Annotated in this window: 28 protein-coding genes; 15 read left to right on the forward strand and 13 right to left on the reverse strand. The window is 68.8% G+C overall.

Features of this window, described 5'->3' with window-relative positions:
* Window positions 1-43 precede the first annotated feature (43 nt).
* Window positions 44-403: a hypothetical protein gene (locus E0497_RS07525; protein ID WP_137724166.1), complete on the forward strand. Its 360-nt coding sequence runs from the start codon at window positions 44-46 to the stop codon at window positions 401-403.
* Window positions 404-406: 3 nt separating this feature from the next.
* Here the strand turns inward: E0497_RS07525 and E0497_RS07530 are convergent, their stop codons facing one another.
* A complete protein-coding gene (locus E0497_RS07530; RefSeq protein ID WP_137724167.1) occupies window positions 407-1357 on the reverse strand; it encodes an alpha/beta fold hydrolase in 951 nt (316 codons plus the stop codon).
* A gap of 111 nt (window positions 1358-1468) precedes the next feature.
* Between E0497_RS07530 and E0497_RS07535 the strand changes: the two genes are divergently transcribed.
* Window positions 1469-2437, forward strand: a complete 969-nt coding sequence (locus E0497_RS07535) for a helix-turn-helix transcriptional regulator (protein ID WP_137724168.1) — start codon at window positions 1469-1471, stop codon at window positions 2435-2437.
* A gap of 28 nt (window positions 2438-2465) precedes the next feature.
* Here E0497_RS07535 and E0497_RS07540 read toward each other — a convergent pair whose 3' ends face one another.
* Window positions 2466-3110, reverse strand: a complete 645-nt coding sequence (locus tag E0497_RS07540) for an RES family NAD+ phosphorylase (protein ID WP_137724169.1) — start codon at window positions 3108-3110, stop codon at window positions 2466-2468.
* A 10-nt stretch (window positions 3111-3120) separates the two neighbouring features.
* Window positions 3121-3717 (reverse strand): MerR family transcriptional regulator, encoded by a 597-nt coding sequence (locus tag E0497_RS07545; protein WP_137724170.1) that lies wholly within the window; start codon window positions 3715-3717, stop codon window positions 3121-3123.
* A 242-nt stretch (window positions 3718-3959) separates the two neighbouring features.
* Here E0497_RS07545 and E0497_RS07550 point away from each other — a divergent pair, with 242 nt between their 5' ends.
* Entirely contained in the window at window positions 3960-4712 is a 753-nt protein-coding gene (locus E0497_RS07550) for a dienelactone hydrolase family protein (protein WP_137724171.1), read from the forward strand.
* Here the strand turns inward: E0497_RS07550 and E0497_RS07555 are convergent.
* Together E0497_RS07555 and E0497_RS07560 are read right to left on the reverse strand one after the other, a co-directional pair.
* Window positions 4693-5157: a VOC family protein gene (locus E0497_RS07555; protein WP_137724172.1), complete on the reverse strand. Its 465-nt coding sequence runs from the start codon at window positions 5155-5157 to the stop codon at window positions 4693-4695. The two genes, E0497_RS07550 and E0497_RS07555, sit on opposite strands and share 20 nt — an antisense overlap.
* A 52-nt stretch (window positions 5158-5209) precedes the next feature.
* Window positions 5210-5557, reverse strand: coding sequence for a hypothetical protein (locus E0497_RS07560; RefSeq protein ID WP_137724173.1), 348 nt, complete (start codon window positions 5555-5557; stop codon window positions 5210-5212).
* 92 nt (window positions 5558-5649) lie between these two features.
* Here E0497_RS07560 and E0497_RS07565 point away from each other — a divergent pair, with 92 nt between their 5' ends.
* Window positions 5650-6027 carry a TA system antitoxin ParD family protein gene (locus E0497_RS07565; RefSeq protein WP_137724174.1) on the forward strand — a complete coding sequence of 126 codons (378 nt, stop codon included), beginning with the start codon at window positions 5650-5652 and terminating at the stop codon, window positions 6025-6027.
* Entirely contained in the window at window positions 6024-6593 is a 570-nt protein-coding gene (locus E0497_RS07570; RefSeq protein ID WP_137724175.1) for an ATPase, read from the forward strand. Before E0497_RS07565 ends, E0497_RS07570 begins: the two co-directional genes overlap by 4 nt.
* Window positions 6594-6595: 2 nt before the next feature.
* Here E0497_RS07570 and E0497_RS07575 read toward each other — a convergent pair whose 3' ends face one another.
* Complete coding sequence (locus E0497_RS07575) at window positions 6596-6820, reverse strand: S1 domain-containing protein (protein ID WP_137724176.1); 225 nt, start codon at window positions 6818-6820, stop codon at window positions 6596-6598.
* A 131-nt stretch (window positions 6821-6951) separates the two neighbouring features.
* Here E0497_RS07575 and E0497_RS07580 point away from each other — a divergent pair, with 131 nt between their 5' ends.
* A complete protein-coding gene (locus E0497_RS07580) occupies window positions 6952-7374 on the forward strand; it encodes a GNAT family N-acetyltransferase (RefSeq protein ID WP_241665775.1) in 423 nt (140 codons plus the stop codon).
* Window positions 7375-7377: 3 nt separating this feature from the next.
* Window positions 7378-7656 carry a hypothetical protein gene (locus E0497_RS07585; RefSeq protein WP_137724178.1) on the forward strand — a complete coding sequence of 93 codons (279 nt, stop codon included), beginning with the start codon at window positions 7378-7380 and terminating at the stop codon, window positions 7654-7656.
* Window positions 7657-8001: 345 nt separating this feature from the next.
* Here the strand turns inward: E0497_RS07585 and E0497_RS07590 are convergent, their stop codons facing one another.
* Together E0497_RS07590 and E0497_RS07595 are read right to left on the reverse strand one after the other, a co-directional pair.
* Window positions 8002-8565, reverse strand: coding sequence for a maleylpyruvate isomerase family mycothiol-dependent enzyme (locus tag E0497_RS07590; protein WP_137724179.1), 564 nt, complete (start codon window positions 8563-8565; stop codon window positions 8002-8004).
* A complete protein-coding gene (locus E0497_RS07595; RefSeq protein ID WP_137724248.1) occupies window positions 8562-9260 on the reverse strand; it encodes a MerR family transcriptional regulator in 699 nt (232 codons plus the stop codon). Before E0497_RS07595 ends, E0497_RS07590 begins: the two co-directional genes overlap by 4 nt.
* A gap of 119 nt (window positions 9261-9379) precedes the next feature.
* Here E0497_RS07595 and E0497_RS07600 point away from each other — a divergent pair, with 119 nt between their 5' ends.
* The 5 genes from E0497_RS07600 (at window position 9380) to E0497_RS07615 (ending at window position 13721) form a co-directional block, all read left to right on the forward strand.
* On the forward strand, window positions 9380-10561 hold the full coding sequence (locus E0497_RS07600) for an erythromycin esterase family protein (protein ID WP_137724180.1): 1182 nt from the start codon (window positions 9380-9382) through the stop codon (window positions 10559-10561).
* Between the two features lie 633 nt (window positions 10562-11194).
* Entirely contained in the window at window positions 11195-12322 is a 1128-nt protein-coding gene (locus E0497_RS07605) for an IS630 family transposase (protein WP_137724181.1), read from the forward strand.
* Between the two features lie 447 nt (window positions 12323-12769).
* Window positions 12770-12997 (forward strand): hypothetical protein, encoded by a 228-nt coding sequence (locus E0497_RS07610; RefSeq protein ID WP_137724182.1) that lies wholly within the window; start codon window positions 12770-12772, stop codon window positions 12995-12997.
* Window positions 12998-13014: 17 nt separating this feature from the next.
* Window positions 13015-13263, forward strand: coding sequence for a hypothetical protein (locus E0497_RS21090; RefSeq protein ID WP_421958320.1), 249 nt, complete (start codon window positions 13015-13017; stop codon window positions 13261-13263).
* On the forward strand, window positions 13200-13721 hold the full coding sequence (locus tag E0497_RS07615) for an IS3 family transposase (protein WP_161987395.1): 522 nt from the start codon (window positions 13200-13202) through the stop codon (window positions 13719-13721). The genes E0497_RS21090 and E0497_RS07615 overlap by 64 nt, the downstream gene beginning before the upstream one ends.
* A 1621-nt stretch (window positions 13722-15342) precedes the next feature.
* Here E0497_RS07615 and E0497_RS07620 read toward each other — a convergent pair.
* From E0497_RS07620 to E0497_RS07640, 5 genes are all read right to left on the reverse strand, one after another.
* Window positions 15343-16332, reverse strand: a complete 990-nt coding sequence (locus E0497_RS07620) for an AurF N-oxygenase family protein (protein ID WP_137724184.1) — start codon at window positions 16330-16332, stop codon at window positions 15343-15345.
* The gene (locus E0497_RS07625; RefSeq protein ID WP_241665776.1) at window positions 16332-17228 is read right to left on the reverse strand and encodes a prephenate dehydrogenase dimerization domain-containing protein; all 897 of its coding nucleotides are present in this window, start codon (window positions 17226-17228) and stop codon (window positions 16332-16334) included. The genes E0497_RS07620 and E0497_RS07625 overlap by 1 nt, the downstream gene beginning before the upstream one ends.
* Window positions 17186-19291, reverse strand: a complete 2106-nt coding sequence (pabB, locus tag E0497_RS07630) for an aminodeoxychorismate synthase component I (RefSeq protein WP_137724185.1) — start codon at window positions 19289-19291, stop codon at window positions 17186-17188. The genes E0497_RS07625 and pabB overlap by 43 nt, the downstream gene beginning before the upstream one ends.
* A 6-nt stretch (window positions 19292-19297) precedes the next feature.
* Window positions 19298-19624: a chorismate mutase family protein gene (locus E0497_RS07635; RefSeq protein ID WP_421958318.1), complete on the reverse strand. Its 327-nt coding sequence runs from the start codon at window positions 19622-19624 to the stop codon at window positions 19298-19300.
* Window positions 19625-19996: 372 nt separating this feature from the next.
* Window positions 19997-20335 (reverse strand): RNA polymerase-binding protein RbpA, encoded by a 339-nt coding sequence (locus E0497_RS07640; RefSeq protein ID WP_137724187.1) that lies wholly within the window; start codon window positions 20333-20335, stop codon window positions 19997-19999.
* 170 nt (window positions 20336-20505) lie between these two features.
* Between E0497_RS07640 and E0497_RS07645 the strand changes: the two genes are divergently transcribed.
* The 3 genes from E0497_RS07645 to E0497_RS07655 all read left to right on the forward strand — a co-directional run bounded on the left by E0497_RS07645 (window position 20506) and on the right by E0497_RS07655 (window position 23295).
* The gene (locus E0497_RS07645; protein WP_137724188.1) at window positions 20506-20838 is read left to right on the forward strand and encodes a hypothetical protein; all 333 of its coding nucleotides are present in this window, start codon (window positions 20506-20508) and stop codon (window positions 20836-20838) included.
* A 118-nt stretch (window positions 20839-20956) separates the two neighbouring features.
* Window positions 20957-22384, forward strand: a complete 1428-nt coding sequence (locus E0497_RS20955; protein WP_137724189.1) for a bifunctional aminoglycoside phosphotransferase/ATP-binding protein — start codon at window positions 20957-20959, stop codon at window positions 22382-22384.
* Window positions 22381-23295: a universal stress protein gene (locus E0497_RS07655; protein ID WP_137724190.1), complete on the forward strand. Its 915-nt coding sequence runs from the start codon at window positions 22381-22383 to the stop codon at window positions 23293-23295. Before E0497_RS20955 ends, E0497_RS07655 begins: the two co-directional genes overlap by 4 nt.
* Window positions 23296-23851: the final 556 nt, after the last annotated feature.

Here is a 23851-nt window from a genome sequence, read left to right on the forward strand (position 1 = left end):
CCGTCGGAACCACCGGAACGCTGCAACCAGGTTGGAGAGCGTCATGAACCTTCGCACAGCTTCTGCCGCAACCGTTCTCGCTGTCGCCGCCCTCGGTGTGGTCGGGGCGGGCACCGCATCCGCAGACACCCCCGAGTCGACGGCCCCGATCACCAAGCAGGCCGCGCAGGATCGACTGTTCCACGAGATCGAGGTCGGCTGGAACAACGGCGGTGCCCAGACCACCCTCAACACTGCCGGCACCGGGTTGGCGATCGGCTGCGTGTCGATCTTCCCGAACTTCGTCGCCGGCTGCATCGTCGGCACCGCCGTAGGCGCCGGCATCGGCGCCTACAACGGCATCACCGCCGGCAACCCGGAAGTCGTGCCCGCGTTCTACGACTGGCTCAACGCGGCGCCGTGACGGTCACCGCGACACCGGGTCCTGCCGGTTCAGCCAGGTCAGCATCGCCCGGGTAGTCGCTTCGGGCTGTTCCTCCTGGATCCAGTGACCGCAGTCCAGGCTGATCACGTCGATATCGGGTACGAACTCGGTGAGGTTCGCCGGCTTCTGGACCGGATCCCGGTCGCCGTAGATCATGAGGGCGGGCCGGCGCACGATGGGGTCCGCGTCGGCCAGCAGATGCCAGTTCCGGTCGAGGTTCCGGTACCAGTTGATGCCGCCCGTGAACCCGGAGGTCCGGAACGCGGAGACGAAGACGGCCAGGTCGCTGTCACTCATCAGCGGCTCGCCGAGCGGTGTCTCCGCGGTCGCGAGGTCGATCAACGCCATCCCCGGCCGCGGCGCGACGGGCGGTTCGTTCTTGCGGAACATGTTGCGCAGGAACCGGACGGTGTTGTCGTCGAAGACGGCGTCGGCCACACCCGGCTGCCGATTGAAGTGGACGAAATAGTTGTCGCCACCGAACACCTCTTCCATGGACTCGATCCACGGCTTCTCGCCGCGTTCGAGGTAGGCCATGCTCAATGCGATCACCTTGTTCACCCGGTCCGGGTGCAACAGCGTCAGCCACCACACGACGGCGGCACCCCAGTCGTGGCCGACGAAGACGGCGTCGTCGTATCCGTAGTGGTCGAGGAGTGCGACCAGATCACCCGACAGGTGCTCGATGTCGTAGTCGGTGACGTCGGTCGGGCGGGACGAGTTCCCGTACCCCCGCTGGTTGGGGACGAGGACGTGGTAGCCCGCCGCCACGAGCGCCGGCACCTGGTGGCGCCACGTGAAGGCGTGCTCGGGCCAGCCGTGACAGAGCACGATCGGCTTCCCGGCGTTTCCTCGCCCCGCTTCGAAAACTTCGAGTTCCACACCGTTGACCGGGATGAGGGTGGGCTGGGGGAAATCGGCTGGATCGACCATGGCAGTTCTCCTTCGGTGGGTGCCGATCCCGGGCAGGGGACCGGTCGGGTGGCATCACCGTAGAAAGCATTCCGGACACGATCGGTCCTGAATCTGTGGAAAATTGGGGAAATGCGGACAGACCCCACCGGACGGGCACTGCAGTTGCTCTCACTCCTCCAGACGCACCGGTTCTGGCGGGGCGCCGAACTCGCCGACCGCCTCGGGACCACGGAGCGGACGGTGCGCCGCGACATCGACCGGCTGCGCGAACTCGGCTATCCGGTCGACGCCACGACGGGAAGACACGGGGGCTACCGGCTTGCGGCGGGGGCGCACCTGCCGCCTCTGGTGCTCGACGACGACGAGGCCGTCGCGGTCGCCGTCGGCCTGCGCTATGCGGCGGAGGCCGCTATCGGCGGCATCGAAGAGACTGCGTTGCGGGCCCTGGCGAAGATCGGACAGCTCCTGCCCCATCGACTGCGCCGGCGGGTGTCTGCGGTGCAGTCGAGCGTCACGTCGATACGGGCCGCCGACGGCGACGTCGTCGACCCCGACGCGCTGAGTGTGCTCTCCGCGGCCTGCCGCGACCACGAAGACGTGCGTTTCCACTATCGACGGCACGACGGCGACACCGGCCGACGGTTCGTCCAACCACACCACCTCGTCACGGCGGGGCGCCGCTGGTATCTCGTGGCATGGGACCCCGACCGCGACGACTGGCGCATCTTCCGGCTGGACCGGCTCTCGGAGCCCCGGACGGTGGGCAGCCGTTTCACCCCCCGCCGGATCCCGGGTGACGATGCGGCGGACTTCGTCGCCCGCTCGCTCGGCTCGATGCCCCGGCACCACGACGCGACGCTCGCGGTCACCGCCGCCGTCACCGACCTCGACGATGCGTTGCGATGGGTCGACCACACCCTCCTCGAGGTCGGGGAGAACTCCTGCATCGTTCACATCCGCGGCGACGACCTCGGCTGGCTCGCCCTCGTCGTCGCCGGCATCACGTTGACGGCTCCGGTGACCGTCGTCGACTCGGCGGAACTCGCCGACCGGGTCCGGCAGCTCGCGGCTCGGCTCGCCGCCGCGACACCGGAATGAACTCCGACGCGGGCGACTGCCACGATGCTCACACGACGCCGTAGCCGATCCGGTCGGCGGCACCGGCGAGCCGGGACGCGAGCGCGGGATGCTCGAGCGGCAGCGACAGCTGCGGTGCCGCCGGGAATGCGTCCGCGGCGGGCGGGAACAGGGCCACGCACAGTCCACCCGAGAAGCGGCCGCGGTAGGCGAGTCCGTCGAGGTCCGGGTGCGCGGCCCGGATGGTGCGCGCCCAGTGCTGGGCGAGGCCGTGGGCGGTGGTGGCGAGCGCGAAATTGCCGCCGACCCGGGTGGGCCAGCGGCCGTCCCCGAACCCGCCGAGGTCGAGCAGGCGCAGGGGCCGCGTGAAGCACAGCCCCGTCAGATACGGCGCGCAGGCGGCGCGGTCGACGACCCGCGTCGCTTGGAAGGTTTCGGCGAGGGCCCCGGGCACGTCTGCGGCCCCGTACCAGACACCGTGCCGGGGATGGTCCCGGCGCGGGCGGGGGTGCGGATCGAACCGGAGGAGCGGGCCGAACGTACGCAGCCGATTCCAGGCGAGGACGTGCCCGCCGCGGGTGCGGTGCACCCGCCAGATCACCGTCTCCGGTGGCAGGTCGAGGTGTTCGTCGTCGAGGATGCCGTGGGCGCGCAGGTCGGCGACGTGCGGAGGCCGCGGCAGATCGGGGGTCACGGGTGCGCGGTCACGCCCGCAGGTGGGCGTCGACGACGGTCGTCGCGCTCTCGACGGCACCGCCCCCGGCCAGCCAGTCGACGATCGACGCCTCACCGCCACCGATCCGCAACTCCGGTTGTGCGGTGGTGAGCAACCCGAGCACCGACAGGGGGTGCAGGTCCTCGGGTAGGGCGGACAGGACGGTGTCCAGGCCGGGAACCTGGCCGCCCTCAGTGAACTGGACCGCCGGAAACAGCAGTCGGTGGCCGCGCTTGATCGCCCACAGGGTCCGGTCCCCGGCCCGCTGCCGGATCCGGGACGTGGACACCCCGAGTCGTGTCGCCGCCTGCTCGACGGTCAACGCGTCGTCCCACAGGTCCCGCATCCGGGCCTGACGGTCGGCGACGGCCGCGGCGAGCGCCATCGGCGCCTCCGGGGCGCCCCCGGCATCGAGCAGGGCGGCGTCGGCGGCGCTGATCGCCGAGACAGGGTGTGCGGCCTCCTCGAGGGCACGCAGGATCGGGACGAGGAGTTCCCGGTCGACGGACGGGGCGCCGAGCGCATGCGCGGCCGCGGCCTCGAAATCGAGTTCACCGGTCAGGTACCGGTCCTCCACACTGGTCACCGACACCACCTCCTCGCAAGTACTCACAGTATATCCAACTGTTAGCCAGCGGCCCACCGGAAACTCAGTGGACGCGGCGCGCGACGCCCTGCCACCATGGTCGGGACCGTGACGTCACGCGAGGAGGTGAGACCCATGACCGCAGCAGGCAGGTGGGTGCTCCCACTCGTGTTCACGGTTCGGCGACCGTCGTAGGTGTCGTCGGGAGCGCCCCAGCAACGGCACTCCCGAAAGGCACCATCATGCAGTTCACTTCCGAACAATTCGTGTCCGAGACATCGTCGAACGGTGTCGTCGAACGCACGTTCACCGTCGGTGAGATCACCGGCATCCTCTGGTCGCCCGCCTCCGGCACCGCCGGCGCACCCCTGCTGTTGTCGGGGCATTCCGGCGGCATGCACAAGCGGGCACCCGGCCTGGTGGCCTCCGCCCTCCACGCCGTCACCACCGGCGGGTTCACCGTCGCCGCGATCGACGCGCCCGGGCACGGGGACCGTCCCCGCACCGACCGGGATCAGCAGTGGGCGGAGGAGATCCATCGGGCCCGGGCGGCCGGCGAGAACATCGCCCCGATCGTCGTCGACTACAACCTGTCGCTGGCGCAGCGGGCGGTCCCCGAATGGCAGGCCACCCTCGACGCCCTGCAGGCCCTCCCCGAGATCGGCACCGACACCCCGATCGGCTACGGCGGCGTCACACTGGGTGTTGCGACCGGCCTGCTGCTGGCGGCCGTCGAACCGCGGATCGCGGCCGTGAGTTTCGGTGGGGTGATCGTGTGCGACGCCCTGATCGAGGCGGCCGGAAAGGTCACCGTCCCGGTCGAGTACCGGATCCCGTGGGACGACGAGTACATCGACCGCACCGCCGCGATCGCCCTGTTCGACGCGTTCGCCTCGACGGACAAAACCCTGCACGCCCATCCGGGCAGCCGCTTCCAGGTGCCCGGGCACGAGCGGGACAGTGCAACCCGGTTCTTCACCCGCCATCTCGGGTAGGGCGGGCGGCGCCTGTGCGTAGGTCCTCGGCGAGCATCACGATGATGCCGCTGGGGCCGCGGACATAGGTGAGTTTGTAGACGTCCTGGTAGGTCGCCACGCCCCGCAACGGGTGACAGCCGTGCCGTGCGGCGACCGCCAGGGCGTCGTCGAGGTCGTCGACGGAGAAGGCGACCCGGTGCATGCCGATCTCGTTGGGGCGGGTGGGCTCCGTCTCGATCGGATCCGGGTGGAGGTACTCGAACAGTTCGAGCCGGCCGTGCCCGTCCGGTGTCGCCAGCATCGCGATCCGGGCATGGTTGCCGTCGAGACCGACGGCGGTGTCCGTCCACTCGCCGCTCACCGTGTCCCGGCCGACGACCGTCAAACCCAGATCGGTGAAGAACGCGATCGCCGCGTCGAGGTCGCGGACCGCGATGCCGACGTTCTCGAATGCGATGGGCATGCCTCGCAGGCTAGCCCGGCCGGGTCGTCCGCACGGTGGCGATGACGCGCTCTCACAGGCGCGAGATCCGTTCGAACGGATACCTGGCCACGATGCTCACGATCAGTCCGTATGCGGCGAGGCATGCGAGTTTCCAGGTGGGGAGCGGGATCTGGAAGTCGGAGAAGGCGCTGGGTGCCAGGGCCGCTGCCGGGAGCAGCAGGAGCACCGACGCCACCGTGCACCACCGGGCGACCAGGGTGTTCGCGAGCCGGGTCAGTTCGGGGCTCTCCCGCACCGTGGGCGGAACTGTGTAGCCCTTCGCCGGGTCGGTGACCCAGCCGCGGCGTCCGGTATAGGCGGGAAGAGCGCACGCCCCGGCGCCGGCCAGGAACAGCATCGTCAGTACGGCGTCTTCCATGCGGCACAGCATGACAGCCCGTCCGGCACGACGCTCCCGCAAAGCTGTAGCAGATTGCTACACTCGGGTCAGTGCTGCGATGAGGAGGCGTCATGACCGAGATCGTCGACAAGGTCACCCGGTTCTCGTCCGAGTTGGTGGACGCGGCCGCCGCGGAGGGGGAGCGGGAGCATCGTTCTGCCCGCCAGCAACTCGAGCATTGGGCGCGGGTGGGCCGTGAGGTGTCGAATCAGCGTCAGGTGGCGCGCCGCCGCGTCGAGGCCGCGTTGGCCGGCCGGGTGCCGCTGCGGGACCTGACCGCCGAGGAAGGCGTCGTGTTCAACGCCGAAATCTCTGCTGCCCTCGAGGAATCCCTCGCCACCGGCAACCATGCCGCCGACCGGGCCGCCCGCGGCCTCGCCACCGTCGCCCTCGACGAACAGGGCCGCGTCGTCAAGCATCTGCCCGACGGTACGCAGATCGTTCTGTGAGACGACTCGACCTCGTCGTCGGCCCCAACGGCGCCGGCAAGTCCACGTTCGTCGAACAGCGTCTCGCACCGCTGCTCCCGGGCAGCGTGTTCGTCAACGCCGACGTCATCGCCAAGGGGCGCTGGCCCGACGCCCCCGAGGAACACTCCTACGAGGCGGCCCGCATCGCCGCCGGCATCCGCGACACCCTCGTCGACGCGGGGGAGTCGTTCATCGCCGAAACCGTGTTCTCGCACCCGTCGAAACTCGAACTCATCGACCGGGCCCGCGCCGCCGGCTACGTCATCGTGCTGCACGTGGTTCTCGTCCCCGTCGATCTGACCGTCGCCCGCGTCGCCGAACGCGTCGTCGAGGGCGGCCACCGCGTCCCCGAGAACAAGATCCGCGAACGCTTCACCCGCCTGTGGCCACTGGTGGTCGACGCCATCGGCCGCGTCGACCACGCCACCGTCTACGACAACACCGCCGCCGACATCACCCGCATCGTCGCCCGCTACGTCGACGGCGACCCCGTCGGCGACATCGACTGGCCCGCCTGGGCTCCCGTCGAACTGAAAGCGACCTGACCTCAGCGCGGTTGCTGCACGTGGGTGGCCCGATACCGGTAGCCGTCCTGATCGGTCACCTGCTCCCAGTCGAAGGCGACGGTGCTGCCCACCGGCAAGGTGCGATAGCCCTCACCGGAGATGACGCTGAAGAACGCCCAGCATCCGCCGGGGGTTGCCGGAGAGTCGATGACGCCCCAGCCCTCCAGATCGTTCCACTCCCGCACCGTGCCCGTCGTGTCGCCCATGACTCGTGAATCTACGTCCCGACCGGACGGCAGTCGACCACGTCGACGCCGTACACGGGATCGCTTGGCCTGCACGGTCTCCGTCCACTCTCATCGTGGAATAGTGATCGACCATGGAATCGGTTGTCACCTTGACTGCGCGTGACGCAGGCGAACGGTTGACCCTGCAGCGCGCCGCGTACGCCACGGAAGCCCAGGCACACAACGACCCGATCCTGCCGCCGCTCACGCAGACACTGACCGAAATCGTCGACGAACTGTCCGACCCGGCCGTGGTCGCCACCGGTCTACGCGACGCGAACATCGGCCGGCTGATCGTCGCCCCGGACCGGCAAGGCCGTGGACTCGGCACACGGCTGATGTCTCAGGTGGAGCGCGAACTTTCCGAACCGGTGACGATGCTTCGGCTGTTCACCGGAGAACACAGCACCGGGAATCTGCGTCTCTACCGACGGCTCGGTTTCGAGGAAACCCATCGCACGCCCACACCGGCAGGCTATGCGCTCGTCCACCTCGCGAAGACGATCACCGCACCCGAGGAAACAGGGGCCTGATCTGTGCGAGCACTGCGAATCCTGCTGTCCTGCTTCGGTTTCGTGACCGGCCTACTGGTCAATGCATGCCTGCTCCTCGAATCGGTGTGGATGGACGAACCGACCCGCACCACCTTCTCGTCCATCGACGACAGTACGTACGGCAGCACCGTCTCCTGTGCGCTCGATCCGTGGTCGGCCGCGATCCTTCTCGCCGTGCCCGTCGTCGGGGCGGTCCTCGGCTGGCTCGTGGGCGCTCTCGCAGGCCGCACCGGATGGGCGTTGACGCGCACGAAGTCTTGACACGGCCCCACCGGGTACAGTCCGCACGTGCCGTCGATCCGACATGCGGACCAGTTGAGGATAGTCGCCGGGTGCGCTGTCGGGTCGGTCGTCAGCGCCGGGGTCGTGCCTCTCGCGCTCTGGTTGTTCGCGCTGGTACCGCCGCTGGCCGTGGTTCTCTTCATGGGTGCTGTCACGCTGGTGCCGGTGCTGCTTCTGCTGTCCGTCGGGTTCCTCGTCCGATGGGTGTGGCTCTGCAACACCGACGCACGACCCTGCTGCGCGCGAGTTGACGTCCCGCGCGCGGGACCGGGCGCGCGGCACACGAATCCGCGCGCAGCACGGCGCCCGATAGGACGACCCGACTCAGCCGCGCCCCCACGCCGCGAGAACCTGCGCGGTGAGACCGTCGCCCACCGGGGTCGTCGCCGGGCCGAGGGCGTCGGCGGAGCGCAGGATCGTGCGCACCGGTTCGCCGCGGTCGAGCAGGAATCGGCAGAGCGACGGATCGAGCACGACGTCGGGGTCGGTGGCGGCGGCGATGTCCCAGGTGTGGAGGGCGAGTTCCTGCACCCGCATCACCAGCAGGGTCGGTGCGTCGACGGCCTGGATCGGGTGGGGCAGGACGATGCCGTCGTCGCGGTGGGCGTCGAACTCGCCGCGCAGCACGGCCGCCAGCCTGCGGTGTGTCCCGATCGGGTCGTCGCCGGCGATCTCCGCGGTCCGGGTCCAGAACACCTCCGCCGGATCGGCGCCGGAGAAGTAGTGCGCATACCGGATCGCCCCGCCGAGAACATGATTCGCGACGTCCCGGGTACTCCACCCGGGGCAGCGGCTCGGCCGCGCCTCGTCCAGGGTGCCGCCGCCCAGGACCGTCTCGAACAGGGTCGTGGCGTCGTCGAGATACTGCAGATCGTCGTCGGTGATCATCGGGTCCCGTCCTTTTCGCACATCACCAGATACTCGTCCAGGTGGGCGGCCCCGGCGACGAGGTTCCGTCCGCGTGTCGTGATCCGTTCCTGCCAGGCCCGCAGGAACCGGTCCAGTTCGTCGGTGCCGCCGGCGTCGCGGACCGTGTCGAGGAACCGGGCGATCCGCGGCAGCGGGGAGCCGCCGCGGCGCAGTTGCCGGGCGATCTCGGCGTCCCGCACCGCCTCGGGTCCGTAGACGCGGTAGCCGGTGGCCCGGTCTCGTTCGGGGCGCAGAATGCCCTCGTTTTCCCAGGCGCGCAGCGTCGCCGCGTGCACGCCGAGACGGTGGGCGAGTTCCCCGACCGTGAACGGGCCGACCGGAACCGGCGCCGGCCCGGACAGGGCACCGAGCGCGGACGCCACCTCGGTGCGGGTCTCCCGCTCGGCGGCGAGCGCCACATGCGCGGCGTCGACGAGCCGGAACACCGTCTCCGTCTCGCCGTCGTGGACGGCCCGCATGATCGCGGCCGCATCCCGATAGCCGTGGCCGCGCCGCAACGTCAGGAAGGTGCGCAGCGCCTGCGCGTGGACGGGGGTGTAGAGCCGGTAGCCGGTGTCGCTGCGGTCGGCGGGCGGCAGAATGCCCGCGTCCTCGTAGTTGCGGACCGCCTGCGCGGACAGCCCGTGCTCGCGGGCCAGATCGACCGGACGCACCACACCTCCTTCTTTGAAGCTTTTATCGCCGAAATCGGGGGTCAGACCGGCAAAGTCTCACATGAGTCTTCAACGATAGCGTCGAAGAACACCACCTCGAGAAGGAGTGTTTTCCGCCCATGACGCTGTCGCTGTCCACCCTCGCCCGACCGTTCGACACCCCCACCGCCCTGGCCCGCACCGTCGACGCCCTCCTCGCCGGCCGCCCCACACCGCCGACCCTGTTCGCGTTGGGGGAGCCGACCCACGGGATCGCCGCGTTCCCGGCCCTGCGGAACGACCTGCTCGCGCGCCTGGTGGATCGCGGGTTCCGGTCGATCGCCCTCGAAATCGACTGGTTCGCCGCATCCGTCGTCGACGACTACGTCACCGGGGGAGCAGGCGACCTCGATACCGTCCTCACCACCGGGTTCAGTCACGGCTTCGGGACGCTCGACGGCAACCGGGACCTGGTGGTGTGGCTCCGGGACCACAACGCGGGACGACCCGCGCACGAGCAGGTCCGGTTCCACGGCTTCGACGCGCCGGTGGAGTATGCGGCCGCCCCGAGTCCCCGCGCGTTCCTGACCGCCGTTGTCGACCGGTTGCCGGCACCGTTGCGGCCGATATCCACCGACGATCTCGATGTTCTCGCCGGAGACGATGCCGACTGGTCGAATCCGGACGCCATGTACGACGCGGCCGCCTCGATCGGCGGCAGCGATCGGGCCCGGGCGCTGCGGGTCGTCGCCGACGACCTGGCCGACGCCGTGCATCGGGCCGGACCGGCGCTGCACGACTACCCCGCGGCGGCCGCGCATGCCCGCACCGCACAGGGTCTGCTGCGCTATCACGCAGTCATGGCCGACCCCGGCGACGACCGGATCGCGGTGCTGCTCGCGGTGCGGGCGGAGATGATGGCCGAGAATCTGCTCGCCATCGCTGCTCGGGAGGGTCGCCGCGGCCCGACGCTGGTGTTCGCGCACAACGCCCACCTGCAGCGCAGCCGGCCCGACCGGGCTACCGGCCACGAGAATGCCGGCACCTGCGTCGCTCGGATACTCGGTGACCGGTATCTGATGGTCGCCACCGACGGCGCCCCGCGCCCCGAACCGGGCACCCTGCAGGGGCTGCTCGCGGCCGCCACCGATCGCCGCACCCTGTTCCCGTCCGCAGACCTGCACGCCGTCCTGCCCGCGACGCTGTCGGCCGGTACTCCGCTCGTCCCCGGCCACATTCCCCTCGACACGGACGCCTTCACCGGTACCGACGCGGTCGTATTCGTCACCGACACCGACGGGCACCGGCAGCAATACTGGTGAGGCGGAGGCCGGAACAGGGTCGGGCCGGGCGGGCACCCGGGAATTGGCGCATGGCCGTCGCGTGTCTGGGTCGGGAGGCTCCCGCTGCCGCGGGAGTGGCGGCGCACCATCTGGGCCGTGATTCCGTGCGAACTCGGCGGACACTGCTCCTGATTGGAGGTGATCGGAGATGGATTTCCCGCTGATCTACTGGCTCTTACCGCCGTTCCTCTTCTCGGACGAGGCCAGGATGTGGATCCGAGACAACGCCCCCTGTTGGCTGGGCGGCTACTGCCCCTGACGTTGAGAGCACAACTACGACCCCAGCGTCTGGATTGCCGGGGCCCTGGGAACCCATCGGGACTATCGCATACCGGGATGCTGCCGTTGACTTTGTAGTCATCAAGCTGTTCGACGATGCGGTGCTCGCTGGCGGTGATTCCGGTGGACCGGCTTACCAGGGTACCCAGATCATCGGGTTGAATCGGGTGTTCGACCTCGCATCGGGCGGCTACGAGTTCGTCAAGTTCTCGGCGGTGCAGAACGCTATCGGCTGCCCAGTTGAACATTATCGGAAAGGGACTTCTGGTGACGGACAGCTAGTGCGGTGACCGGGAAGGTTCACCGGTTTCGATAGCGTGCCAGGCTGGTGGAATGGCTGAACGCGTGAAAGTACGCCGGTTGACGCCAGAAGAAGGCCAGCAGTTGCTGCGCCTGGTGCGCCGGGGCGAACCGAAACAGAACAAGAGTGTGGTGCGGTGGCGGCGGGCGACGATGATCCTGGCGTCAGCCGGCGGAAACTCGGTGCCGGTGATCGCCCGACTCCTCGCCGCGGACGAGGACACGGTGCGGGAAGTGATCCACCGGTTCAACAAGATCGGGTTGGCCTGCCTGGACCCTGACTGGGCGGGAGGCCGTCCCCGCCTGCTCGACAGCGACGACGAGGACCGCGTCGTCGCGACGGCCACCACCCGCCCCGGCAAACTGGACCAGCCCTTCACCTGCTGGTCGATCCGTAAACTCGTCGACTACCTCGCCTCCGCCCCGGCCAGCCCGATCCGGATCGGACGCGAAGCCCTGCGCGTCCTGCTGCAACGCCGCGGGATCACCTTCCAGCACACCACGACCTGGAAACAGTCCACCGACCCGGACTTCGACACCAAAATCGACCGGATCGAGGACGTCCTCGACCACCACCCGGATCGGGTGTTCGCCTTCGACGAGTTCGGGCCGCTGGGAATCCGCCCGACCGGCGGACACTGCTGGGCCCGGTCCAGTGCACCGGACCGGTTGCCGGCGAACTATCACCGCACCGAGGGCGTCACCTACTTCCACGGGTGTTACTCCGTCGGCGCCGACACCTTGTGGGGTATCAACCACCGCAGGAAGGGCACCGGCAACACCCTCGTCGCGTTGCGGAGCATCCGGGCGGTCTGCCCGGACGGCACCATTTTCGTGATCCTGGACAATCTGTCCGCTCACCGTGGCCCGCGGATCCGCCGGTGGGCGGCCCGCCACGACGTCGAGTTGTGTTTCACCCCGACGTACGCGTCGTGGGCGAATCCGATCGAGGCGCATTTCGGGGTGCTACGCCGGTTCACCCTGGCGAACTCGACCCACCCCAACCATGTGGTCCAGACCCGATGCCTGCACCGTTACCTGCGGTGGCGCAACCATCACGCCCGTAACCCCGACGTCCTCGCCGCGCAACGCCGCGAACGTGCCCGGGTCCGCAGCGAGAAAGGCCACCGTTGGGGTCGGGCCCCCAGTCGGGCGGCATGACGAACACCCCGAAGGTTCCCGGTCACCGCACTAGGTGCATCCCGTGAGCCAGAACCAACATGGCGCGTGCTGTGTGAGCCAGATCTGCCACTCACGTGGTATTGGCCAGAAGAAGATCGGATTGTCCATAACGTGGAGCCACCTCCGCGGCACCGTCCGAGTTCGTTCAGGTAAGACTATCTGAACCCAGTGTGCCAGGGAGACCTACCGGCATCCTCCAGGGCAAGCTGAATACGCGAGGCCCGTTCCCCCTGGGGACGGGCCTCGTCGCAAGCTGGAGCAACGGACTGAACCGTCCCCGGGTCGGTGGCAGGGCCCCGGCACGACCAGCGACGAGGCGAAGAAGATCACCGAACTCGAACGCGAGGTTCGAGAACTCCGCCGAGCGAACACGATCCTGAAGCAGGCGTCGGCTTTCTTCGCAGCGGAGCCCGGCCGTCCACTGCGATGAAGGTCGACTTCGTCGACCGTTACAAGGACGAACACGGCGCCGCGCCGATCTGCGACGCACTGGAGAAAACCAGTGCCGCGATCGCGCCGTCCACCTACTACGCCGCCAAGACCAGGCCCGAATCCGCCCGCACGGTCCGGGATCGTGAACTGACCGCGCAGATCATCACCGTCCATGACGAGAACTACGCGTCTACGGTGTCCGCAAGGTTCATGCCGAGTTGAAACGCCGCGACGTCGAGGTGGCCCGCTGCACCGTCGAACGGCTGATGAGGAACGCCGGGTTGAAAGGTGTTGTGCGCGGGAAGGTTCTACGGACAACGATCCCGAAAGCGGAAACCGACCGGCCGGCGGATCTGGTGGACCGCAAATTCGTCGCCGACGGCCCGAACCAGTTGTGGGTCGCCGACATTCCCCCGAGCACTACGTGCAGGGAGGTACCCCCACCTACATCAAGACGTTCACCGGCTGGGTCTACGCGGCGTTCGTGATCGACGTGTTCTCCCGGATGGTCGTCGGCTGGCAGGTGTCGACCTCGCTGCACACTGAACTCGCTCTCGATGCGCTCGACATGGCGATCTGGCGTCGCCGACATGCCGGCGCCGACCTCACCGGGCTGATTCATCATTCCGACCGCGGCGTTCAATACCGTGCCATCCGCTACACCGAACGCCTCGCCGACACCGACGCCGTCGCCTCGGTCGGATCGAGAGGCGATTCCTACGACAACGCGCTCGCCGAAGCGTTCAATTCGCTGTTCAAGGCCGAACTGATCCACCACCACGGCCCCTGGACCGGCATCGGTGACGTCGAGATCGCCGTCGCCGAATACATCGACTGGTTCAACCAGCGACGTCTCCACGGCGAACTTGGCCACCTTCCGCCAGCCGAGTTCGAGGCCCTGCATTCCCTGACCGGCACCACCGAACTACTCACCGAAACCAGCTAACCGACCCTCCACCAAACCCGGGGCTTGACACTGGTGTCAGTTGATCTTCACACCGAGTAGGTAGAGCACGTAGACGACCTGGCCAGCAACTGGTCCCCAAAAGGCCCAATCTCCTGCTGACATTCAACTCACCTCCAATCAAAGAGCAGTGTCCGCCGAGGTCACACTGGATCACGGCCCAGATCGTGCGCCGTCCCAACCGGCGGCAATGGGCATCCGCATCCAGTCACTGGGGCCTCAGGGTTCTCGACCGTCCCGACCCTGTCAGGTCAGGCTAGACCTCAGCGATGACCGAACGGAAGGTTCGGATGGTCGTCCGCGGCAGCCGGCGATCGGAAGATCCGCTATCCCTCCTGCCGGACCGGTCACTGGGTCCAGCCAGATCGTCGGGTCATCCACCACGACTCATGCGCACGAAAGTGCCAGTTGCGGCGCGATAGTTGACGCCCCTCCGCTACCGCACCCCTGCCGATCTTCGGCAGGGGTCCACTCGGCCAGATGGGGCACGCAATCGACGTAGCCCTGTACGCCTCGGCACATCAGCTCGTTCGCCATCGCCCTGGGCGGGGACTCGGGTGGTCCGGCCTACATCGACAACAACTACGGGAAGATCGTCGGCATGGTCGCAGGACCGGGAGAGTGCATCTCGATCCACGCAGTGCTGTCGGAGATCGCGTCCGGGACCAACCCCGTTGGCAAGGGGCTGGTCGTCACCAACAACTGATCGCACGACAGCGGACCAGCAGTCCGTAGCTTGGAGCTGGTCCGCTGTCGGTTCCTGTCAGCAGTTGGTGCCGCCGAGCCAGCATGGCATCGCCTCGATCGTACGCTGCCAGTCCCACTCGCTGAAGAACGGCGCTGGCATCAGCCACACGAACCACGGCCAATCTCCTCCACGCATGTCGACCACCTCCAATCAGGAGCAATGTCCGCCAAGGCCGTACCGACCTGTCCAGCTCAGGCTAGGCCCTGGAGCGTCCCGAGTTCGATATCTCGTCGACAGTCACCGGCGGTAATACTGGTGAGGCTGTGGTCCTCTGCAACGCAGGCGGACACTGCCACCGAGAGGAGGTGTTTCTCCGATGGACTTCCCCTGGATCTACTCGCTGTTGCCGGCAGTCTTGTTCTCGCCCGAAACACGGCAATGGATCGCCCAGAACTGGCCGTGCTCGTTGGGTAGCTACTGCCGCTGAAATCGCCAGCAGGCCAGCATGAGTCTCGTGCCTGGCCACTGTTGTCGTCGGCCCCTACCAGGGGAGGTAGCCGGTGGTCACCCAGGCACGATAGAGGTCGTAGATGTGACCGATGTGGCCGAAGTAGAAACTCCAGAGATCCACTCGCGCATCTCCCTTCCCCGCTCATCCGAATGTCCGGTACCACCATGCGATCACCGCCGTGATGGCGATACCGGGCGGTCCCCAGAATCCGGGATCCAGCATCTCGATCGTCTCCTCTCAGGGGCAGTAGCCGCCCGCCCAGCACGGTGCGTTGTACAGGATCCAGACGCGTACATCGTCGGGGACGAATCCGTAGGGCAGGAGCCACCAGATCGGCGGGAAGTCCATCCGAAATCACCTCCCAACAGCTCCCGACCTGCACACACGGCAATCACGGTGACCGTTCACCACTGGTACGGCACCTCGCCGGTGACGCCGAGGTCGTCGCACAGCCGGCGGATGGCGCTGCAGTCCTGGACGAGTTTGCGGCGTCCGGTGTCGTGGGCGGCGTCGGCGACCATTGCCGCCCCGTCCCGGACGTTTTCCGTCTCGAATATCGTCGACCAGGTGGACCAGTCGTTCGCCTCGAACGCCTCGAGTCCGGACGCCAACCCGCCCAACAGGATTCGACGGTCGTCGCCGCCGAGGCGTTCGTAGACGATGGTGAGGAGTTCCGCGGCGATCGACGAATGACAGTATTCGTCGCGGCGGTGCAGCACCACCGTCGCCCGATTCACCGGTTGGACGTCCTCGTCGTCGGTCATCAACCCCAGATACGAGCTGATCGACGTCTCCGCGACCGTCGTGAACGCCAGCGACGTCAACGCCGCCTCCCGCGGCGACCCTGCCGCCGTGACCGCCGCCAGATGCCGGCGCACCGTCGGCCCGTACGGCAGCCGCGCCTCCGGCAACTGCCAGCCCCGCCGCCGCCGGGTGAGCGCACTCGCATTCAGGTGCATCAGCGTGTGGTACTGCTCGTCGACCATCGCCTGCAACGTCGCCACCGTCAACGCGTCCCCGAGTCCGGTGCCGAACGCGTCCTGCGACAGCAGCCGGAACCCCGGATTGACCACGTACTGTTCGACGTCCATCACGTTCTTGTTGTAGGCGATCCACGCCCACGCCAGCAGCCGCGCCCGCACCTCCTCACCCAATCGGGTGAAGCGGTCGTCGTCGGCGAACGGGGTCAACGCCACCGGATAGTCGTCGCGCCCCGGATCGAACAGGGCATCGAGGTCGGGTTCCTTGTGTTTGACGGTTGCCCGTTTCGGCCAGCTGCGACCCAACGCCCGGATCACCGCGCTCTCGGCCGGGTCCCCGGGGTCGAACGGCGGCAGCGACGGCAACCGCAGCAGCGTCTCCTGCTCGGCCGCGCCGTCCCCGACACCGGTCATCACGCCTCACCTCCCCGCAGCTGCTCGAACAGTTCCGCGCACAGCTCCCGGTAGCCGGTGGCCCGGTCGCCGAGCGGGGCGAGCGCGTCCGCCATCACCGCCGCGAACGCCGCCTCGTCACCGACGGCCGTCGACAGCCGGGTCACCGCCCCCGACAGGGCTTTCCGGGCGTCGTCGGCGGCCGGGTTCCCGGCCTGGATATCGTGATACACCTCCGGGGTGCCGGAGGCGACCCGCGCCAGCAGCGCCGACAACAACCGATGCGGTGGGGGAGCCGTCGCCGCCACTGTGTCCGGATCCGCGCCGAGTTCGGCGAGCGCCAGCCCGAACGCGAGCACCGCCGCATGCGTGAGCGCCTGCGTCGCCGCCGACACCCGATCGTGCTCACCGGCCCCGACCCGCACCACCCGGCCACCCCACGACGCCACCCGCGTCAGGAATGTCTCCACCGGCGGCCCACCCCGGTGCACGACAGCCGCCACCGGACGGCCCGCCATCCCCAGCGCCGGCGCGAACATCGGATTGATCCCTACCGCCGGACGCCGCGCCGCACACAACACTTCGTGGATCCGGGTCTTCACCGACAGCGTCTCCACCAGCAACACCCCCGGAGCCAGCAGGCCGTCGAGCACCGGGACCGCGTCGACCGCCACCTGCTCCGGCACCGCCAACACCACCACGGACGCCTCCGCCAGCACCGCCCGCACCGGCTCCGGCGGCGCCGTCACATCCCCGGCCACGACCCCGCCGCCCGCCACCCGGTCCACCACGGTCACCGGCGTCCCGTCGCCGCGCAGCAGCCCCACCAGCAGCGACCCGACCGCGCCGCCCCCGACCACCACGACCGGCCCGGTCACCGTGCGCCACCGTCGGCCGGCGGGGTCCGCGACAGACACCGCCGCATCGTCACCGCCTTGACCATCGTCTCCTCGAGTTCCTCGTCCGGATCGGACAGCGCCACGATCGCCCCGCCCACCCCGAACGTCACCCGATCCGCGGTCGCCACCATCGTGCGGATCACGATCGAGAAATCCGCGGTCCCCGTGATCGAGAAATAGCCGATCGCCCCCGAATACACGCCGCGGGGGCCCTCCTCGAGCTTGTCGATGATCTCCATCGTCCGCAGCTTCGGGGCCCCGGTCATCGACCCGCCCGGGAACGCCGCCCGCACACACGCGACCGCCGACACGTCGTCCCGCAGCCGGCCCCGCACCGTCGACACCAACTGGTGCACCGGCGCATACGTCTCCACATCGAACAGCTTCGGCACGTGCACCGACCCCGGCACACACACCCGCGACAGATCGTTGCGCACCAGATCCACGATCATCAGGTTCTCCGCCCGATCCTTCTCACTGCCCAACAGATCACGCCGCAACGCGTCGTCCGCCGCCGCATCCGCATGCCGCGGCCGCGTCCCCTTGATCGGCTTCGACTCCACCACCCGATCCACGTCGATCTTCAAGAACCGCTCCGGCGACGCACTGAGCACCGACACCCCGGAAAACTTCAACAACGCGCTGTACGGCGTCGGACTGATCTCCCGCAACGTCGCATACGTCGCCACCGGATCGATCGACCGGTGCACCGTCGCCGCATTCGTCAGACACACCTCGTACGACTCACCCGAGCGGATCTCGTCGAGACACCGCCCGATCAACGACAGATACGTGTCCCCGTCGTGCCGCAACCGCACCTGCGTGTCGTCGTCGAGTTTCACCAGCGGCCGCGGCGGTGTCACCGGCGCCGCCTCGTCCAACTCCAGGATCCGGGCCTCGGTCTCGGCGAACCACGCCGGCACCCGCGGATCCGCCGGATCCTCACTGAGCGCCAGCAGATAACAGCCGCCGCCCGCATGGTCGACGACCACCGCCCGATCCGCGAACACGAACGCCGCATCCGCCGTCGGCGACGTGTGCACCAACTGACTGCCCGCATCCGCCTTCAACTCGTACCCCAGATACCCCACATACCCGAGCCCGAACGCGAACGGCAGCCCCGGCGCCGGCGGCACCGCCCGCACCCGCAACTGCTCGTCGATGTAGTCGAAGAACCGCTGATGCACGTACTCCACCGGCCGCCCCGCCCGCTGCACACACACCGTCGTCTCCGCCACCCGATACGTCAACGACTCCGCGAACGGCCCCGAACAGTCACCCATCACCGAAAAACGCGACTCCGGCTCGTTCGCGGCACTGCCGTCCAACCAGAAACTGTCCGGGCCGTCCGCGAACAACGCCCCGAACACCTGCTGCGGATCCACCGCATGATCGATCCGCCGACTGTGCACCGCGTACTTCGGCCGCGACGGCGCCGCCACACCGGATTCCGTCGCCGGCACTGTGGGGGAGCGGCGCCGCGGCGCGGACCGGGTCGGCGTCAGATCCCGGAAATTCGCCGCCAACTCCCGCCCGAACTCCGTGCAGATCGACTCCGGATGAAACTGCACCCCCCACAACGGATCCCGCCGATGCCGCACCGCCATCAACAGATCGCCGGCGGTCCACGCCACCGGCTCGAGCTCGTCGGGCAACTCGTCCACGATCAGCGAGTGATACCGCACCGCCCGCAGCGGCGACGGAATCCCCGCGAACAACCCGCGACCGTCGTGCCGCACCTCCGACAGCCGCCCGTGCATCGGCGCCGGCGCCAACTCCACCCGCGCACCGAACGCATGACACAACCCCTGATGCCCCAGACACACCCCCAGCACCGGGATCCGCCCGTTCCCGAACACCCGCGCACTGATCCCGAAGTCCCGCTTCCGATCCGGGCGCCCCGGACCGGGGGAGACCACGACGTTGTCGAACTCGTCGAGACGCACCGACGCCCAGTCCGTGTCGTTCTGCACCACCGTCGGCGGGCACCCGTTCACCCCCGACAGCAGACTGTGCAGGTTGTAGGTGAACGAGTCGTAATTGTCGATGAGCAACGTGTGCGTCAGAGACCGCGGCGACATGACCGCTCACCCCGCCGCACGGGGCGCGTCACCGCCCGACCCGATGACCACGTCCTCGACGCGGCACGTCTCGGCGATCAGCACGTCGTACAGCAGGTGCAGGAACTCCGGTGACAGCCCGTACTGCCGCGCGAACCGGTCCGCCCGGGCGTGCACGACATCCACCCGCTGCGGCTGCATCATCGGAATCCGATCGCGCCGCTTGACCTCCGCGATCCGCACGCACACGTCGATCCGTGCCCGCACCGCGTCCAGCAACACGGCGTCGATCGCATCCAACTCGGCCCGCAACCGGGACAGACCCGACTGATCCACCGAGAGGGTATCCGTCACGATTCCTGAGGTGTTGGCCCTCACGGGGCCCCCGGTGTCGTCCATACGCCACCTCGCTCTACCTCTGGGACCGATACGCAGATTCGGCGAAACAAGTTCGTTCACCGAAACGTCGTGTCAGCCACGTCTGCCAGCTGCGTGCGTTCTCTCCATCATGTCACGCGTGCGAAGGGGGAGCGAACGATCACCCGATCTCGTCAACGGCATCGCACAGTTCCGTGACGGAGTGATCACAACCCGCACAATGTGTCCGAATTACGTTGCGCCACAACCACTCGTCAGGTATTTGACACGAACCGTTTCCGCCCGGAAACAGCTCGGCGCCGCCACGGAAAACCGTGACGGCGCCGAACCGGAAAACTCGGGCAGCGACTACGCGCCCCGACGCTTGGCCTTCAACAGATCCAAACGCTCCTTCAACAACTCCTCGAGCTCCGCCACCGAACGACGCTCGAGCAGCATGTCCCAATGCGTCCGCGGCGGCTTCACCTTCTTCGTCTCCGGCGCCGCCCCCTCCAACAACGTGCCCTCGAGACCGTTCTTGCACATCCACGTACCCGGAATCTCGGCCTCGTCGGCGAACGGAACGTCGAACTCCTCACCGTTGTCACACCGGTACCGGGCCATCCGACGGGGAGCCAGATCGTGATCACGATCCGTCTCGTAACTCACCGCACCGAGTCGACTACCTCGAAGTACGCGATCCGCCATGGTGTGTCCTCTCCTCGTTCTTCCACCGCGCCAAGTTCGCCAGGAGCGGCTCACCGAGCGTGCACAACCCTCTCAACGTGCCGGACACCCGAAACGTTCCCGGACCGCCCGCACACGCGGCCGCACCATCCTACCGGCCCCGAACCCCACCACCAGTAAGGTGGTCGACCATGGCACCCGCGTCCCGCACCTCCGTCTCCTGCGCATGGTGCGGACGCGACGTCGCCCCCACCGGACTCGGCCGCCGCCGCCGCTACTGCCGGCAATCCTGCCGCCAACGCGCCTACGAACAACGCAACACCCTCAAAGACACCACCATCCCCGCCGACGCCGTCATCCTCACCCCCACCGAAGCCGGCGCCCTCTCCGACCGCATGTTCGAACTCCGCTGCGCCGCCGAAGACATCGCCACCGCCGTCGCCGAAAACGCCGACCCCACCGAACTCGCCACCCTCGCCGACCGCCTCGTCACCATGGCCCGCGACGCCGAACGCTTCCGCTGAACCACCCCCGTCACTACCGTGGAAGTACCCCAGGGGAGACCAGTCGGGAGGTGATCCCACGCCCACCCCACACACCGACCCACCCTTCGCCGCGCTCCACGAAACCCACACCGGCGCGGTGCTCCTCCTCGGCGACCGCGTCTACAAGATCAAAAAACCCGTCCGCACCGGCTTCCTCGACTTCCGCGACCGCGCCACCCGCGACGCCGTCTGCACCCGCGAAACCGAACTCGGCCGCCGCCTCGCCCCCGACGTCTACCTCGGCGTCACCCACCTCACCGACCCCGCCACCGGCGACCACGAACCCCTCGTCGTCATGGCCCGCATGCCCGAACACACCCGCCTGTCCACCCTCGCCGACACCGAACCCGACCCCCTCCCGGCAGTACACGCCATCGCCGACCGCATCGCCGCCTTCCACGCCACCGCCGACCGCGGCCCCCACATCGACATCGAAGGCACCGCCACCGCCCTCCACCGCCGCTGGCAGGACAACCTCCACGAAACCCGCCACCTCGACCAACACCTCCTCGACCCCGACCGCCTCGACCGCCTCGACCACCACGTCACCCGCTACCTCGACGGACGCACCCACCTCTTCGACGACCGCATCACCGACCACCGCATCATCGACGGCCACGGTGACCTCCTCGCCGACGACATCTTCTGCCTCCCCGACGGCCCCCGCATCCTCGACTGCCTCGAATTCGACGACCACCTCCGCTACCTCGACGGACTCGACGACATCGCCTGCCTCGCCATGGACCTCGAACACCTCGGCCACCCCGACCTCGCCGACGCCCTGCTCACCCGCTACACCACCGCCACCGACGACCCCGCCCCCGCATCACTACGCCACCACTACATCGCCTACCGCGCCTTCATGCGCGCCAAAGTCGACTGCATCCGCTACCTCCAAGGCCACACCACCTCCGCCGCCGACGCCCTCCACCACACCGACCTCACCGAACACCACCTGAACCTCGCCACCGTCCGCCTCGCCCTCGTCGGCGGACCACCCGCCACCGGAAAATCCACCGTCGCCCGCGCCCTCGCCGCCCGCACCGGCGCCACCCTCCTCTCCAGCGACACCCTCCGCCGCACCATGTTCACCGACCAACGCCGCACCGACCCCCACCCCGCATACCGCACCGGCCGCTACAGCCCCGACGCCACCGACCGCGTCTACCGCACCCTGCTCGACCAGGCCCGACACCACCTGCAGCGGGGAACGTCCGTCGTCCTCGACGCCTCCTTCACGGACCCCCGCCACCGCCGCCACGCCACCGACCTCGCCGACGACACCCACACCGACCTCGTGCAACTCCGCTGCACCGCACCACCGGACGTCATCGAACACCGACTGCACGAACGAGCCGGGGGAGACCACGACTCCGAAGCCACCCCCGACATCGCCCGCGCCCTGGCCGCCCACACCACCCCCTGGCCCGACGCCACCACACTCGACACCACCGGAGACGACGCCGTCCCCACCGCCCTCACCCACTGGAACCGACCCCACCGCACACCCGAGGAGGCACCGTGACCGCCCCCCGCGCACCGATCGTCGTCGGCGTCGACGGCTCCGACACCGCCCGCGCCGCCGTCGCCTGGGCCGCCCACGCCGCACACCTGCACGAACGCCCCCTGCGCATCGTCTCCGCCCTCGGCGCCCCCACCCCGTACGGCGACGGCATCCGCCTACCGCAGAGCTACTTCGTCGACCGCGACCGCGCCGTCCACACCTACCTCGACGACGCCGCCCACATCGCCCGCACCGAAGCCCCCGACATCGACACCACCACCGACGTCCTCGAGGGCCCGGCCCGACCCGCCCTCCTCGACGCCGCCTCCTCCGCCCACCTGATCGTCGTCGGCAGCAGGGGACTGGGCCGGGTCACCGCCGCCCTCGCCGGCTCCGTGGCCGTCGCCCTGACCGCCCACGCGCACTGTCCCGTCGTCGTCGTCCGCAACCGGGCGGTCCCGGTCGTCGGCGATGTCCTCGTCGGCGTCGACGGCACCGACAACAGCCGACCCGCCCTGGCCGCCGCCTTCGACGAGGCGACGCTGCGCGGCCGCACCCTGGCCGCCGTCCACACATGGTCACCGCTGTCGATGTCCACCGCGTTCGACGACCAACTGGATCTGCCGTGGGACGAGGTGGAGGTCGCCGAACAGGCCGTCCTCGCGGAGAGCCTCGCCGGCTGGACCGACCGCTATCCGGACACCCCGGTCACCCGAGCCGTGGTGCGCGGCAACACCGCCGCAATCCTGAGCGAACGGTCCGTCGACGCGGAACTGCTGGTCGTCGGCAGCCACGGGCGCGGTGGGTTCGCCGGCATGCTCCTCGGATCCACCAGCACGACGCTGCTGCACACGGTGTCGTGCCCGCTGATGATCGTGCGCACGACATCCGGGCGGCCACACACCGCCGATCAATACGTCACTGTGACGTAATAACGGCGGTGAATCGGACATCGGGGAGAGGGTCGCCGCGGCAATCCGGTCCGGTCCGGTCCGGTCCGGGAACGTCGAACCGGATCGACGGACCCGCCGGACCGGACACCGGCCGTCGGCCACGGAGTCGGTCGACGCACGGCACAGCCGACGCCTTCGCTGCGGCGCACACCGCGACGGCCCGGAACAGTCGGCCGAGCCGATGACCGGACGGCAGCGTCGTCAGTCGACCGATACGAACCCGCGCCGACGACCGAGCCGAGGTCCGGATCGCCGTGAACCGGCCACGGCTGCAGCACGTTTCCCCAGGTCACCATTTCGCCGATAATCCACATTATGTCAAGTAGCGGAGATCGGACCCACCCCCGAGACGTCGGAGCAGCCGGGGTGCACGCACTCCGCGTCTCACCCCTCGGGTCACCGCATCCACGACGCCGCGCGCATCCTGGTGTCCCGCGCGCACTGTCGGGCGCGCGGGACGTCGACTCGCGCGCAGCAACCCCCGATCCGGGCGGTCCGCACGGCGTCCGGCTCAGCACCGGCGTCGACGATCGGT

This window comes from Prescottella subtropica (assembly GCF_005434945.1).
In the GTDB taxonomy this organism is placed as follows: domain Bacteria; phylum Actinomycetota; class Actinomycetes; order Mycobacteriales; family Mycobacteriaceae; genus Prescottella; species Prescottella subtropica.

What these genes read in the sequence shown, in the direction of transcription:
- E0497_RS07525 (WP_137724166.1), top strand. Translation starts at nt 44, where the DNA reads ATGAACCTTCGCACAGCTTCTGCCGCAACCGTTCTCGCTGTCGCCGCC.
- E0497_RS07530 (WP_137724167.1), bottom strand. Translation starts at nt 1,357, where the DNA reads ATGGTCGATCCAGCCGATTTCCCCCAGCCCACCCTCATCCCGGTCAAC.
- E0497_RS07535 (WP_137724168.1), top strand. Translation starts at nt 1,469, where the DNA reads ATGCGGACAGACCCCACCGGACGGGCACTGCAGTTGCTCTCACTCCTC.
- E0497_RS07550 (WP_137724171.1), top strand. Translation starts at nt 3,960, where the DNA reads ATGCAGTTCACTTCCGAACAATTCGTGTCCGAGACATCGTCGAACGGT.
- E0497_RS07555 (WP_137724172.1), bottom strand. Translation starts at nt 5,157, where the DNA reads ATGCCCATCGCATTCGAGAACGTCGGCATCGCGGTCCGCGACCTCGAC.
- E0497_RS07560 (WP_137724173.1), bottom strand. Translation starts at nt 5,557, where the DNA reads ATGGAAGACGCCGTACTGACGATGCTGTTCCTGGCCGGCGCCGGGGCG.
- E0497_RS07565 (WP_137724174.1), top strand. Translation starts at nt 5,650, where the DNA reads ATGACCGAGATCGTCGACAAGGTCACCCGGTTCTCGTCCGAGTTGGTG.
- E0497_RS07575 (WP_137724176.1), bottom strand. Translation starts at nt 6,820, where the DNA reads ATGGGCGACACGACGGGCACGGTGCGGGAGTGGAACGATCTGGAGGGC.
- E0497_RS07590 (WP_137724179.1), bottom strand. Translation starts at nt 8,565, where the DNA reads ATGATCACCGACGACGATCTGCAGTATCTCGACGACGCCACGACCCTG.
- E0497_RS07600 (WP_137724180.1), top strand. Translation starts at nt 9,380, where the DNA reads ATGACGCTGTCGCTGTCCACCCTCGCCCGACCGTTCGACACCCCCACC.
- E0497_RS07605 (WP_137724181.1), top strand. Translation starts at nt 11,195, where the DNA reads ATGGCTGAACGCGTGAAAGTACGCCGGTTGACGCCAGAAGAAGGCCAG.
- E0497_RS07610 (WP_137724182.1), top strand. Translation starts at nt 12,770, where the DNA reads ATGAAGGTCGACTTCGTCGACCGTTACAAGGACGAACACGGCGCCGCG.
- E0497_RS07620 (WP_137724184.1), bottom strand. Translation starts at nt 16,332, where the DNA reads ATGACCGGTGTCGGGGACGGCGCGGCCGAGCAGGAGACGCTGCTGCGG.
- pabB (WP_137724185.1), bottom strand. Translation starts at nt 19,291, where the DNA reads ATGTCGCCGCGGTCTCTGACGCACACGTTGCTCATCGACAATTACGAC.
- E0497_RS07640 (WP_137724187.1), bottom strand. Translation starts at nt 20,335, where the DNA reads ATGGCGGATCGCGTACTTCGAGGTAGTCGACTCGGTGCGGTGAGTTAC.
- E0497_RS07645 (WP_137724188.1), top strand. Translation starts at nt 20,506, where the DNA reads ATGGCACCCGCGTCCCGCACCTCCGTCTCCTGCGCATGGTGCGGACGC.